Consider the following 14,026-nt stretch of genomic DNA (forward strand, 5'->3'; position numbering starts at 1 on the left):
ATGCTCCCTTTCAGTGAATCCAAACCATCAACTAACTAACGCTTGCACCTGTAACAGGTTACCTCTCATATAAGCGTAAACCAATACAAGACGTTTGAATAGAAGAATCGGCTGAAAACAAAAGAAAATTAAGAAATTCACCGGTTCTCACCCGCACTTCAGTGGAGAAGCGGGATGAGACCTGAGATTTAACCTTTTGTGACAGCAATACCTGCGAAGTTAGAGACTTTAAAAGCGTTTTCTAAAGTCGATCCGGCCCTCTTCTACATCACCACAGATGGAGAGGCGGTAGTTCCGATCATTCTCGATCAACGAGATTCCACCGGCGGTATTACCATGACTGCTGATCCAGCCCTTTCCTTCCAGCGCATTCAGATAACGTGTGACCCGGTTGGGGGAGGGAATGGCGAATTCAGAAGCGATTTGCTGGACCGAGGGAGAGATTCCGGTCCGGTCAATTTCACGAGTTATATAGTCCAGAATATTCTGTTCACGATCGGTGAGATACTGGTTCATTGATTTCTCCTTGCGCATCACATGCGCAGCTGAGGGCGCAGAAAGAGCCCACAATCATCCTTGAGAATCAGACCCGGATTCCTATACAGGTCTTGAAGAAGAAAAACGCAATGATTCAAAAGTGACTTCCTTCAGCGAGTCACACGCGGCCACCACCAGGTGAATGGGGAGGGAATCAACACGGGCAAAGCATATAAGGCTTATCGTCGATCGTCAATCAAAATTTGAGGCAAGTTCGGTTTATTCATCGTCGATCAGCCGAATCTGCTGGTATTCAGGGACAAATATTTTTTGACCTCAGAGAGGATGCTCCAGGATACGAAAACATAAATACAAACGTTGATGATTTTGTTGCAATTGGACTTTAACTGCCTGTCACATTGAATTATATTGATGTGATATAAGGTGAACCGGAATATCAGCTTGCGCTTGTCGAGTCAATCTCTTGGATTCAGGAGAGTTACCATGCCTGCACACAGTCCCACCCGCCATCCTCTGATCTCTCGTCGGACCGCACTCGAAGTCGGTTCGGTGAGTCTGCTGGGGATGGGAATCAATCACCTGGATGCACTCCGGGCACAAGCGGCTGGCGGAACGAAACACCGTACTGCAAAGTCCTGCATCTTCATCTTCCTCTCCGGCGGTCTCTCTCAGCATGAGAGTTTTGATATGAAGCCGAATGCGAGCGCGGAGATCCGCGGTGAGTTCGATCCCATCGCCACCCGCACTCCGGGCGTGCAGGTTTCCGAACATCTGCCGATGCTCGCGCAGCGCAGTCACCTCTGGTCCGTCTGTCGTACGTTGTCGCATGGGACGAACGAACATTCGATGGGGCACCATATCATGCTCACCGGTCGATCGGATATCCCCACTGGATTCAATCCCGGGCGTCCCATGACTACCGATCATCCTTCGATTGCCGCCATCGCCGGGGATGTACTCCGTTCGCGAACCAATCTGCCCCCCGCCATCGTATTGCCGGATAAAATCGTTCATCGCAGCGGTCGCGTCATTCCCGGACAGTTCGCCGGACGCATGGGTTCCAATCGTGATCCCTGGATCATCGAAGCTTCTCCCTTCCACGCGCAGTCCTACGGTGCTTTTCCGGATTACGCATTCGACCATCAGCAGCGAGGTGGAACAGACAAGCGGGTCTTCAAGACACCGCACCTCAAACTCTCCCAGGGGATGACTCACAGCAGGATGAGTAATCGCATTCAACTGCTGAAGGAACTCGGCGCACAGCGGCAGATGCTGGACAATGCAGGGCAGGTCGAAAGTTTCGACCGCTACCGCGCCGCAGCGATCTCTCTGCTGAATGACGACAAAGTGCATTATGCGATGGATGTCACCAGTGCAGACGATAAGATTCAGGAACGCTACGGCAAAAACTCCTTTGGTTGGTCACTACTGATGGCGCGACGCCTGGTTGAGACGGGCGTGAATCTGGTGCAGGTCAATCTGGGCAACAACGAATCCTGGGATACACACGGAAACATCTTCCCGCATCTCAAAGACAAGCTTCTGCCTCCCACCGACCGTGCCGTTTCCGCTCTGCTGGATGATCTGCACGAAAGTGGACAGCTTAAAGACACCCTGGTTGTCATGTGCAGTGAATTCGGTCGCACTCCCAAGATTTCTCAACTGGCCAAAGTCTATGCAAATCCGGGCCGGGATCACTGGGGGGCGACCCAGTCTATTCTGCTCGCCGGTGGTGGAGTCAAAGGGGGACGTGTTGTCGGAAAGACCGATAAGATCGGCGGCTTCCCCATCGATCAGCCGCAGAAACCGGAAAACTTCGCCGCAACCATCTACAAGGCACTGGGCCTGCCCCAGACCGCTTTCTGGCAGGATGATGTCGACCGTCCGCATTATATCTACGAAGGTGAACCCATTCCAGGGCTCACCTGATACGTACGGAAAGCAGGCAGGTTAAACACTTCGCAGGGCCGGAACAATCTCGGTTCGTGAGGCATACCAGGCAGGGACAACCCCCGCGCCCATTCCCGTGACCAGTGCGAGCAGCAGGCCGATGCCCGCCAGCCGAAATGAGGGAATGAACGCGACGGTCACTGCCTCCGCACCCACCGAAAGGCTGCTGAGTTTGAGAGTGATCAAAGCGATCCCGACTCCCAGAATTCCGCCCGCCAAACTCAAAAGCGTACTTTCCGCCAGCACCACGCCGAAGACCTTACTGCCTGAAAATCCGAGTGTGCGGAGTACCGCATGTTCCTGAATTCGATCTTCGACCGACATCAGCGTTGTCGTTGCCACCAGTGCCAGCACCAGTCCTACACAAGCCAGACCCAGGTAGTGAGCCATCTCGATTAACTGCGACAGATCCCCCAGGCTCTTCGCCTGGAACACCCCTTTAGAACGGGTATTGGTTTCCACAGGACCTGCCCGGTAGAGGTCATCGATGCGGGTACTGACTGCTTCCAGATCCGCATCTGGTTGCAGGAGGACTTCCAGTTGTGTCACGGTCCCCACCAGGTTCGCTCCCTGTCGCCTCTGCAGGAATTCCAGATGACTGTAGATGTAATTCTCTTCAGCCGGGTTGTTCGAGCGATAGATGCCTGCCACATTCACAGAGAGATCGCCAATAGAAAATTTATCTCCCACTTCGATTCCACGCCGCGCCGCGACCGCCTGACCCACGATAGCGGCATCCTGGTGTGACTCGAACTCGTTCCAGTCTCCCTGGATGAATTCAAAGTCCCGTGCGGTGCGCAGTTTGTGCGGGGGAACGCCATAAAAAACGACCACGTCCAGACTGGCCCGGCAGTTGTTGGTGAAGACCTGAATTGGAATGACGTCTTTGACCCCGTTGAATTGCTGAATCTGCTGATCGTAATCCTGAGGCAGGTGACTCGTGGCGGGACAGAACTTGTTGGCCTGGAATACGATCAATGAGCCATTTGCTTCCTGCCGTGATCTGAGATCGCGCATCCCTTCCTGGATGGATTGGATGAAGCAGAACACGAACAGAGCCACCGCAGAGCCGGCCACCGTCAGCATGGTCCGGGAACGATGTCCCCACAATGATTTCACGATATAGCCCAATAGTTTCATGGGGTCTCCTTGATACTCACGCCTGATCCGGAGAGCGCCGTCTCTGGCTCGTTGTTTCGCTGTACCAGTTTGCCGTGATCCAGATAGAACTGTCGGTCTGCGATGGTCGCCGCTTCCGCATCGTGAGTGACCATCAGCAGGGTGATATCCAGTTCCCGGTTCAGACGTTTGAGCAGATCTAGAATCTGTTCTGAGGTCTCCGGATCCAGGTCACCCGTTGGTTCGTCAGCCGCGACAATCAGGGGATGTTTGACGATTGCCCGGGCTATCCCGACCCGCTGTTCCTGCCCACCTGACATCTGTCGCGGATAATGATCGGCCCGGTCCAGCAGGTCGACGGCTTCCAGCGCGACTTCCACCCGTTTGCGTCGCTCGTTCCGCGAGAGCGGGAGTAGCAGCAGTGGGAGTTCGACATTCTCGTACGCGGTCAAAACCGGAACCAGGTTATGTGTCTGGAAAATGTAACCCAGGTGGGCAGCTCTCCAGTGAGCCAGGCGGCTCCGTGATAATGAGGTAATCTCAACACCATCCACGATGATCGTACCCGAGTCGGGGCGGTCGATGCTGGCGATCAGATTCAGTAGTGTCGATTTTCCGGTACCGCTCGATCCCATCAGCGAAAGAAATTCGCCCTGTTCAATGTTGAGAGAGACCTGGTTCAGCGGGGTGATGGTCTCGCCCCCCTTGTGATACTGTTTGGTCAGATTATGAATTTCAACCAGTGGCATTTTCAGTTACCTTCATGATTAGTTTCGCCGGTGATAGTAATTCGCTCGTCTGGCTGCAGTTCCGATGTCGGGGAGGCAATCAGTCGACTCGATACATTCAGCCCCTGTGTGACCTCCAGTAGAGGGCCATTTGCATGCGGGCTGGTTTCAATGACCTGCTGGCGGGCGATCTGGCGACTTTGATCTGTAACCCAGACACAGGACTGACCGGCGGCGTTCTGTTGTACCATCTTTCTGGGGACGTAAATTCGGGATTCCCGGTCCTGGTCTTTCTCTGTCTGCTCATGTTTCGGAGCGAGGAAGGTTACATCCACCAGCATCTCAGGCTTCAGCAGCGGCGTCGGTTCATCAATTTTGACTTTGACCTGCAGCGTATTTTTCTGAATATCTGCTTCCGAACTGATAAACAGGACGCTACCACGCACTGGTTCGCTGAGTGCCGGGTTATCGATCTGAACCGGTTGATTCAATGAAACCTTGGGAATATCTTCAAAACGCACATCGACACGAATCTGCAGCCATTCCGGACGATACATGGTGACGACCGTACTGCCATCGAATTTAGTCATCTGAGTCAGCATGTTTCCCACACTGGAACCCGGCTGCGCCACAAGCTGATACACGCGTCCCGCGACTGGGGCGCGGATCGTCATACGCTCCAAAGCAAGTCGCGCCTGATCGACGGCCACCTGGGACTGTTCCAGACGTGCGGCGGCTGCAGCCACCTGTGCCTGGGCTTCATCTCGGTCTTTCTGTTCCGCTGTCAGCAGTTTCAACTCCGTCTGTAGTGCCTGGCACCGCGCCTGCAGTGCCTTCTGTTCTGAGATCAGGGATTCCTTACGTCCCATCAGTTCTTCATACGCCGCAGTCGTCGATTCAACCTCGGTCTTCGATTCGTCAATACTTCGCTGAGTGACTGCGCCGCGGGCTGATTTCTTGCGCTCAAAATCCAGCCGCGCGAATTCCAGATCTGCTTTGGCTCTACGGGTCATGAAAGGCAGATTTTTTAGCTGGGTCTGAATCTTAGCCAGTTCCGCCTGCGCTGAACTGAGTACCGCTTCCAGATGCACGGGCTGTGACAGGCGCACCTCAGCAGCTTTCAGCGTCGCTCGAGCCTGTTGCAGTTCCGCTTCCCGCAGCTTCCCCGTGGCAATGGTGTTCTTCAATGCCAGTTCGGCATCCACTTTCACCAGCCGTGCGATCGGTTCCCCCTGTTTGACTTTCTGATCCTCGACAACCAGTAACTCTTCCACTACACCGGGAGCCAGTGCAGCGACCCGAATGGGGGTCGGCCGCGGTTCCACCCAGCCAGCCGCCTGGAACAGAGGCGTGCCGGCGCTGCGGACCTGGGCCTGCGAGACGATCACCGGCATCACCGTGACCGGTTTGGGAGGAAAGATCAAATCACGGGAGGCATAGGCAATCAGAGCGGCAAAACCGACCAGCAGAGTGCCAGGCAGCAGATAGCGCGTGAGTAACCGGAATCGCGTGTGCCCCCGCAATTGTGGGGGGGCACTGCGATCCAGGGCCAATTGGGATAAATCAACCTGTGACATGATTTACTTCCGTACAAAAACCTGGTTGGCGAAGACGGTCAGATTACCGGAGTCGTCCCGTTTGGCTTTCCCTTTGACGACAACCGTCTGTAGTTCTTTCAGATTCAACAGCTTGCGGGCATCTTCCTTGATCAGCGTGCCGTCTGCATCGACGACTTTGACCAGGGCGGTCGCACCGGGTAACTTGTCGGTTTCACAACAGTAGTCCCAGGGTTTCTCACAACCATCGCCGGGAATATCACTACAGGCCTTCAGGGAATTATCCACGATGGAAAACGCGGCCCGGCCGTCAATCCAGGGATTTTCGCTCCCGCCAATTCGTCCTACCACGACAACCTCTTCTTCATCCTGGGATGATTCGCGAGCTGCAATCACTTCTTTCGCGCCCGCCGGTTCACTGGTTAAAATAATTTCCGAGGCAGCAGCCGTCGGTTTTGTAGCAGACTCGACTGCGGAGTTCGCATCAGCAGACTCTCCAGGTTCAGTGGAAGACTGGCCACAGCCTACTGCAGAAAGACAGACAGCGGAGAGGAACAGAGTGGAAAACATCAAACGTTTCATTGAATTCAATCCTTTAAAATGAGTATTCAACAGGTTAAAAGCATTACTAAACAGATTTGAGACCATCGACGATCGGCAGTCGCAATGCCCGCAGGGCGGGGGGAATCGCTCCCAGGAGACCCAGCAGAATTCCGACTCCCGAACCGATCAACAGTGAGACCGTGTCGATCTGCAGTGAGAACGCGCCCATTGTAAAACGAACGGCGACCCCATTGATCAGCAGCACCGCGATCAAAGCTGCGATCAGACTGGCAGCCGTCGAGAGCAGGATGCCCTCCTGGATCAGGCTGATCACAATCGCCCGGCGGACAAAGCCGAGTGTCTGCAACATAGATAGTTCACTGGTCCGGCCGACAACCGCACCGTACAACGTATTCAAACCGGCGAACACACCGGCGCCGGAGACCAGAAACACAATCAGCCAGGCCAGCATCCGAATCGGACCATAATCTTTTTTCAGTCCCTGGTAGTAGGAGACTTCGCGAACTGACTGTAATTCGAGGTCAAGGCGTTCTTTGCAGAACAGATCCAGATCAGGGTAAACATCGGGGGAGTCCAGCGTGACCGCAACCAGGCTCAGATCCTGGCGTTTCATTGCCTGCTGCAGTTCGTCGAGGCGACACCAGATCTCTGATTCAAACGCAGAGCCACCTGCGGAGAAGGTACCGCTGATTTTCCAGGGGCGCCCCTCCAGTTCGATTGCCTGGCCGGTCGTCAGCTGTTCGGGGGAGAGTCCCAGCTTGGTAGCGACCAGCTGGCCAATCAGGACTTCTCCCGGTTCGGGCCAACGACCTGATTCCAGTTCGACTTTACGACGGACCAGGAGTATCGCCGGCGTTACACCGCGCACCAGACCCATCGCAGTTCGTTCCTGTTCGGGGAGCGTGATCTGTGTTCCCAGGTACAATTCGGGAGACGCGTATTTGCGGCCGTGAAATTCTTTAATGCCACCCACACTGGCGGCAACAAGTTCGCTGGTCCGCATTGGAATGGATGAGTATTCCAGATTTTCCCCCATGCCCAGCGAAAACAGAATAGCCACATCTGGATCACCGCTGGCGGACAGACTGTGTTCCAGTCCCCGAATGAAACCGACTACGATAAACACCAGCACGATCACGGTCGTCAGGCCGGTCAACGTGAGCAGGGTACGCAGGGGGCGACGGAACAGATTCCGTACGCCATATTCCCAGGGGATTAATGAAAAACGGAGCATGAATGATTCTTTTGAAGTATCTGCAGCGCGGCACAACAAATCGAGTCAGCGCGCAGCAGGACATACGTGAAGCAAGCGGAATTAACGCAGGCGGTACTGATTCAGGAGCAGATCAGCAGAGAAACGACATCTGCGCACAGCGCAGCGCACGACCGGCGGGTGGGGGCGGCGCGGAAGAAAGCGGTCGGGAAACCGAGTGAATGTCTGAGAGAAGGGATTCGGTCTCTGAAAGGACAGGCATGATCCAGAGGGGAGTCAGCAATGTCAGATCCAGTTGATCGGCTTTATCATGGATCGCTCCGAAACAGAAGCACTGGCAACATTCATCAGAGGCATGCTCTGGGGAGAGTGGTGTTTCTGAAGTCGGCGGCTGACAGTGACTGCAGCAGCCAGTGCTGACGGCGTCTGTAGATTCTGCGCCGGCTGGCATGCAATTTAACGGGCAGGCCAGAATCATCAGGGAGCACAGAAATGAAAACAGCTTCTCAGTCACAAATAACCTTCTTCTTACTAGTTCCTTCTCATCCTAGTCGTTCCCAAGTCTCAAGACAACATCATTTCGCCTGCCGCATCTGAAATTCGGGGAAGCGTTCTTTGTCGCGCTCGCGGACTCGTATCCAGTGATCGGTAAAGGAGAGGTTGTCGTGAACTTCCACTGCCGGCATATGACATTGCAGGCACTGACTTTGCATCGACTCTTTGGAACACACCGGTGCATGATCCTTGAGATCGCTGTGACAGTTCAGGCAGATCTGGCGGTAATATTCCGGATCGCGGCTGGCCTGCTGATGCGGATTGTGACAGGTGGTACAGTCAAAGCGGGCCGATTTGCCGTCCGCCAGTTTGACGTCGGTCTGCTTCAGGAAACAGGGGCTCTGAGACATTCCCACGGGGGCAAAACGATAGAGCAGATCATTCGCAGGATGGATTTCATCCGCCTCCAGTTGATCGAAGCGGCGATGGCACTCTCCACAGCGATTGATCGACTCCAGAGGGGTCAGTGAACTCCATTTGGTCAGCTTGAGATCTTTATCCCCACGTTCGACGGCTTTGATGTGTTCTTCGCCATTCAAGTGGCAGCGGACACATGAGACCCCCGGAATGATCACGTCCGATTTGATTTCACCTGGCGAATCCCCCAGCCAGGCCGCGTGACAGCCAAAGCAGTTCTGAGTTTTAGCATGGTCGCTGACTTCTCCCAGCGCGTTGATGCCGGTCTGCTCATGGGCCAGTTCCTGCAGACCGAGTGTGATTCCCAGTTTGCCGGAGGGATACCAGGAGACGATGTGCTGCAGCAGTTCTGACTCTCCCTTTTCATTCGGAAACAGCGAAACCGGTGTCATCGCATGCATGCCGGAACCGAAGACCCAGTCGATCCGGACGGGTGCCGGATAACTGTCGCAGTCGACCCACAGCGCATCATCTTCTTTGAAGAACCGGTAAGTATGCCCGTTCTCTTTGAGGGTGACTTCCCGGTCAACAAATTTTTCAAGTACGCCTGGATCGGTGGCTTTGCGGAGGGTCCGCAGATGAGGGGCGCCTTCGAACTGCTGACAGAATTTGTCGTGACATTCACAGCAGGAACGCGACGGGACCGGCTGATGCACCGAACGGACATGCGGAACGAACTCCGTTTTCTGCTGTGATCCGTACAGAAACAGGCCGGCACCTGACAGGCAGGCCAGTAACAGGATCGACAGGGGGATGAGAAACGGGTACTTCTGGATCATTGCAGGGCATCTAACATGTTCTGACTGGGGACGACCAGTCGGTCCTGGGGATGCTGTTCGATTAACTGACGAAAAGTTGACGCGGCATTCGCGGGATCGCCGGATTCCAACTGAATCTGCGCTTTCGCATACAGACTCTCGCTGTCATCAGCAGTCAAAGCGGCGATGGCTTCGGAACAGTCGCCGTGAATGTATTCGTTGATCGCCCGCGCGAGCGTTTCTGAAACTTTTTCGGGCGGACTGTGGTCACCTTTGATTCCCGGACCTGCCTGAGCGAGAGGGAATTCGTCTGTCGGGCTGGTCTGCTGATAGGCCTGCAGGCGTAACAGGCTGGGAGCACCCGTGTCGAGCTGTTCCTGATAAGCCAGTTCTTTCTGACAGAGTTCGAATTCCCGTTTGACTTCAGGAGAGTCGTAATGTTGCAACAGTGGATGCAGCACACGCAACGCGGCTGTATAGAGCTGCATCGCACGAAACGTTCGCGCCTGAAGCAGCGCCGGTTTCAAATTGGGAGAGCCGGTCAGCATGCCCCACCAGTCAGCACAGTCTGGCGTGCCACTCGGATCGGGCAGGGAATAGGTCCACTGTTTACGATTCAGAAACTCTTTGACGGGGAGTAACTTGATGATCTGCGGTGTACTGAGTAATTCACCCGACCAGCCATAGGGGATGACTGCCGCGTCGACCGACATTGGCTGCCAGCGACTGTCAAACAAGGCACGAATTGTCCGGGTCTGACCGTTTGGAACCAGCAGCAGTTGGCAGTTCCGATCTTTGAGGCGGACCCACCAGCCCCCCCAGCCACCACTCATGCGTGGCTTCTGTAACATCCAGCCGTCAGAAAGTTCCGCGTTCAGGGAAAGTTCATCGAATAAGCGTCCCTGTTTCAGCGCCTGTCTGTGAGTGAGGTAGGGGCGAACTTTGTGATCCGCCTTGATCCAGCACAACATGCCCGCGGAATCAATGTCCATGCAGTGGGCCGTTCCCTCATATTCGAGTGGTCCGATCGCCTGGTTCAGTAGCGTGATATCCAGCTCGGGAGCGAGGCCCCAGCCCAGTCGCTGTGACTGACCGGGTAGCGTTCCGGCTGCCGCTTTGCCGCTGAGCAGAAGCAACCCGAGTCCCAGTAGCAGGCGTCCCAGAGCGGGTGAAAGCAGATCTTTGGTTTTGAGCAGTTTTATTGGATAGGGGTGTGCCTCCAGGCTGCGTCCCAGCAGCAGGGCGATGCCAATCGCGCAAGGGGGAACGGCATCGGCATTCAGCCAGGCTGGAACCGCGAAGATCAGGAATGCAAAACTTTCCAGCCAGCCGGTGGAGTAAAAAATGAGATAACACACGGTGACCAGAGTCAGAATACCCAGCCCGGCTGTTTCGACTGTCAGTCCCTGTGCGAACGTCGGCTGCCAGACCGTTGTGGCCAGCAGGTCTCGGGCGTAGAACAGGCCAGGGAGGAGCTGTGTCAGTGAATCGGAGAGCGTAAACCAGCCACGTGGGGTGAGCATCAGGGCAAAAGCGGATGCGGCAACGAGCAGACCAGCCTGCTTGCGGGTGACTGTGGACTCGGTCTGGATGCCGGTCAACCAGGGGACGATCGCGATCACAGCAATTCCCAACAGGCAGAGTGGCGCGAGATTGGCCCACACCACCAGTGAGATGAGCACGAGGACCGCATTCTGTTTCGTTGGGGACTTGCTCCAGCGGACTGTGGCGATCCAGTTCAGAAAGAGCAACCAGCAGTCCCAGAGTCGGGGCGTCGGTTGCCAGGCAGCATTCGCAGCCAGCAGCGTGACCAGCGCCAATGCAAACGCGGCCCACTGCAGTTGCGGCTCAAACCGTCGCATGAGGAGATAGAGTAACAGCAAGACGCTGCAGAACTTGAGCAGCATCAACCCCGAAAAGCCGGCGATCAGCCAGCTCATAAAGAAAGGGAAACCGCCCAGCCAGTCTGCTTCCGCTGTCGGATTGCCTGCCGCCAGGATTGGCCCCGGAACTGCCAGCTCTGCCAATACTGTCTGTCCCCGGCTCAACTGCCACCAGACGTCCGCCGCAGCGATCGGCGTCAGTACGAAACTGGCGGTGACGATCAGCAGAAACAGGCGGCGCAGTCTCCGATCTGTTGTCGACAGGTCAGGTTCAGTCATGGATTGAGCCACTGGAACGGAAATGTGATAAAGTCAATTACATCAGACGATTAGGACGTGAACTCCCTTTGATTATATAGTTCCGCGCGGGCTGTGAATATGCAGGAACCTCCCATCGGGCAGAGATTCCGTAATTCGAGCGGTCTGTCTCTTCTCATACGCGTCAGTTCGTCGATTCGCGATAAAAAACGGGGCTTTCCCAATAGAAAAGCCCGATCGCAGGTACGACCGGGCTTTCGAAGATGACAGATAGTGCGTTTCAGACAAGTTTATTTTGCCAGCTGACTGACTTCACCTGCATTGAGGGCCCGATCGAATACCGCGATTTCATCCAGGCGGCCCTCCCAGTTGGAGTCATTATCTGTCCGTCCGCCGAAGAACAGTTGTTCCAGCAGCACGCCGGATGCCCCCGGTTTCGATTCCAGTTCGATTTCCGGTTTGCCATTCAGGTAGACGGTCAACTTGTTGCCATTGCGAACGATCGCCACATGATTCCACGTCCAGCGTTCAACGGCAGTTTTGCCGGCGTGCAGTTTGCGATCCGTACCGTTCATGTAGACCAGCTTGCCCGGATGTTGTTTGCCTCCCAGTCCGAGGTGATCGCCATAGGCGGCCAGTCCGTGGTTCGGTCCCTGTGAGAACATCCAGCCGCTGATGTCGCGGGCGTCGAGAGGAATGCCGTTCCAGATCCAGAGCGAGACGGTAAACTGATCACCCAGGTCATTCACACGAGTCTGCAGACGATTGCCGGCGAAGTGAACGGCCCGGTTGGTTTCGGTTCCCGTGCAGAACGATTTCGAACGGGCTCCTTCGAGGAAGTAAGCGATGGCCGGTTCGTAAATGCCGTCCCGCTGATTGCCGGAGAGATCGCGGGCCCGGGGACCATTGAATTCGTCCAGTCGCCAGTAGGCAGCCGGCTTGAAGCCCAGGATTGATTCGACGGCAGGACCACGGCTCTGCTCATAGAAGCGACGGGGCTGATTCGAAACTTTCTCGAGCAGTTCGATGTCCGATTCCACGATACGGGGCTCGGCCAGGACTTCGAGGCCTGCGGATCGGGCGGCCCAGGTATTGTATCCGCCGAGCAGATGCTGCTCGGGAGGCGGAATGTATCCATCGCCTCCGTTGGCCAACTCAATGACCATGGTCTGTGGCAGCGGACTTTGTGCTTTGACTTTCAGCCCGGAAAGGGCATAGGTTTCATTGGGAGTGGTCGCGATCGCGATGTCGCCGATGCGGAGTGCCTGTGTGACGACCTCGGTTGACTGTCGTTCGTGCAGCATGATCTGCTCGCGAGCGTAAATCTCTTCCTGTGTTTCCGGCAGCTTATCGCCCATTTTCTCGACGATCCGCTGAGACCATTCGAGCAGCTGTTTGTCGGGAACCCGATAGTTCAACTGCATCCGGTTCTCAGCCATTTCAACGTCGGCGTCTTTGCGATACGTGATGTTTTTGTAGACGCCCATGGTCAGTTTAACGAGCTCGCTGGAGTATTCATTGATGTCATCGGTGAATGACCACTGATCCTGCGGCTTGGTATAGTCGCGGCGGTAAATGTCACCACTACAGCCGTGCGACATGATCGCTACGAACTCGGGAGCATCCTTGGGTAGTTTCTTACCGATTTCTTCCTGCAGGCCGTTACAGTAGAGACCAAAGTAGTCGGCGCTCAGTGAAGGGGCACCAAAGTAGTGCATCGAAAAGTTCGCCAGTAGCGCGATCGGACGACCGTCTTTTGACTGAAACGAGATCAGCGACAGATCGGGATCTTCGGGACCGGATTCGCCGATGACATCATCCCAATTCCGACCTGCATGCATGGTGGCCCGCACGGTCGGGTTACCGAACGGGTCGTTGCTGATGCGATCGGGACGCTTGATCCAGCGACGCAGGGCGGTGAACTTGGCAGCGTTGCCAACACCCCAGCCAATCTGAGCCGGTTCCAGTTTTGCTTCGGCTGCAACGATGGCGTCGACCAGCTTGCCTCGGAGGAAAGGCGTGTATTCCGGATCGGCACTGGTTCCCAGGCAGCCCATGCTGGAAGGGACCGAGTGTGCGTGGGTGGCGGAGATCAACATATGGTCGGCCGGGATCCTGGTTTTCTGTGCGGCCAGTTTTTTGACTTCATCCAGAAACGGACGCGTCATCATGCAACTGTCAACGACGACGATTGCCAGGCGGTCTTCGCCATCGGCGACGACGATCGCCCGGGCATTGACTTTGGTGTAAACCTTATCGACGCTACGGCTCTTCATGCTGCCATTAACGAGGACGGGGAGTTTCACCGGGGTGACATCCATGATGGTGGCGCCGACCTGCAGTTCCGCGTAGGAACGTTCCGGGATCAGCAAAGCAAGGCAGGCGAGCAGGAGGGGGGCGAGAGTCGGTTTCATGTGAGGATCCTTTGTAATGACAGCCAACTGCGGGTTTGAAGTTTCATCACCGTAGACTTCGAGTATATCCGCTGGTTTTACAGAACGAAATGGAGATACTTAGAGTTCTTAAT

Annotated in this window: 11 protein-coding genes; 2 read left to right on the plus strand and 9 right to left on the minus strand. The window is 55.4% G+C overall.

The annotated features are described in order from the left end of the window. Positions 1 to 228: 228 nt before the first annotated feature. Positions 229 to 516, minus strand: a complete 288-nt coding sequence (locus tag RID21_RS06830) for a LexA family protein (RefSeq protein ID WP_350187914.1) — start codon at positions 514 to 516, stop codon at positions 229 to 231. 465 nt (positions 517 to 981) lie between these two features. Here RID21_RS06830 and RID21_RS06835 point away from each other — a divergent pair, with 465 nt between their 5' ends. Next, positions 982 to 2,427 (plus strand): DUF1501 domain-containing protein, encoded by a 1,446-nt coding sequence (locus RID21_RS06835; RefSeq protein ID WP_145186013.1) that lies wholly within the window; start codon positions 982 to 984, stop codon positions 2,425 to 2,427. Positions 2,428 to 2,448: 21 nt separating this feature from the next. Here RID21_RS06835 and RID21_RS06840 read toward each other — a convergent pair whose 3' ends face one another. The 5 genes from RID21_RS06840 to RID21_RS06860 are packed head-to-tail and all read right to left on the minus strand — an operon-like array spanning position 2,449 to position 7,649. Beyond that, entirely contained in the window at positions 2,449 to 3,588 is a 1,140-nt protein-coding gene (locus RID21_RS06840; RefSeq protein ID WP_350187915.1) for an ABC transporter permease, read from the minus strand. Then, positions 3,585 to 4,316 carry an ABC transporter ATP-binding protein gene (locus tag RID21_RS06845; protein ID WP_350187916.1) on the minus strand — a complete coding sequence of 244 codons (732 nt, stop codon included), beginning with the start codon at positions 4,314 to 4,316 and terminating at the stop codon, positions 3,585 to 3,587. Before RID21_RS06845 ends, RID21_RS06840 begins: the two co-directional genes overlap by 4 nt. Positions 4,317 to 4,318: 2 nt before the next feature. Then, the gene (locus tag RID21_RS06850; protein ID WP_350187917.1) at positions 4,319 to 5,872 is read right to left on the minus strand and encodes an HlyD family secretion protein; all 1,554 of its coding nucleotides are present in this window, start codon (positions 5,870 to 5,872) and stop codon (positions 4,319 to 4,321) included. 3 nt (positions 5,873 to 5,875) lie between these two features. Beyond that, on the minus strand, positions 5,876 to 6,433 hold the full coding sequence (locus tag RID21_RS06855) for a hypothetical protein (protein WP_350187918.1): 558 nt from the start codon (positions 6,431 to 6,433) through the stop codon (positions 5,876 to 5,878). A 46-nt stretch (positions 6,434 to 6,479) separates the two neighbouring features. Then, the gene (locus tag RID21_RS06860; RefSeq protein WP_350187919.1) at positions 6,480 to 7,649 is read right to left on the minus strand and encodes an ABC transporter permease; all 1,170 of its coding nucleotides are present in this window, start codon (positions 7,647 to 7,649) and stop codon (positions 6,480 to 6,482) included. A gap of 66 nt (positions 7,650 to 7,715) precedes the next feature. On the opposite strand from RID21_RS06860, the gene RID21_RS06865 reads away from it, so the two are divergent. Next, positions 7,716 to 7,892, plus strand: a complete 177-nt coding sequence (locus tag RID21_RS06865; protein ID WP_350187920.1) for a hypothetical protein — start codon at positions 7,716 to 7,718, stop codon at positions 7,890 to 7,892. Positions 7,893 to 8,203: 311 nt separating this feature from the next. Here RID21_RS06865 and RID21_RS06870 read toward each other — a convergent pair whose 3' ends face one another. The 3 genes from RID21_RS06870 to RID21_RS06880 form a co-directional block, all read right to left on the minus strand. After that, on the minus strand, positions 8,204 to 9,379 hold the full coding sequence (locus RID21_RS06870; RefSeq protein ID WP_350187921.1) for a multiheme c-type cytochrome: 1,176 nt from the start codon (positions 9,377 to 9,379) through the stop codon (positions 8,204 to 8,206). Beyond that, on the minus strand, positions 9,376 to 11,520 hold the full coding sequence (locus RID21_RS06875) for a tetratricopeptide repeat protein (RefSeq protein WP_350187922.1): 2,145 nt from the start codon (positions 11,518 to 11,520) through the stop codon (positions 9,376 to 9,378). Before RID21_RS06875 ends, RID21_RS06870 begins: the two co-directional genes overlap by 4 nt. A 269-nt stretch (positions 11,521 to 11,789) precedes the next feature. Next, the gene (locus tag RID21_RS06880) at positions 11,790 to 13,913 is read right to left on the minus strand and encodes a LamG-like jellyroll fold domain-containing protein (protein ID WP_350187923.1); all 2,124 of its coding nucleotides are present in this window, start codon (positions 13,911 to 13,913) and stop codon (positions 11,790 to 11,792) included. Positions 13,914 to 14,026: the final 113 nt, after the last annotated feature.

The sequence above is a fragment of the Gimesia sp. genome, assembly GCF_040219335.1.
In the GTDB taxonomy this organism is placed as follows: domain Bacteria; phylum Planctomycetota; class Planctomycetia; order Planctomycetales; family Planctomycetaceae; genus Gimesia.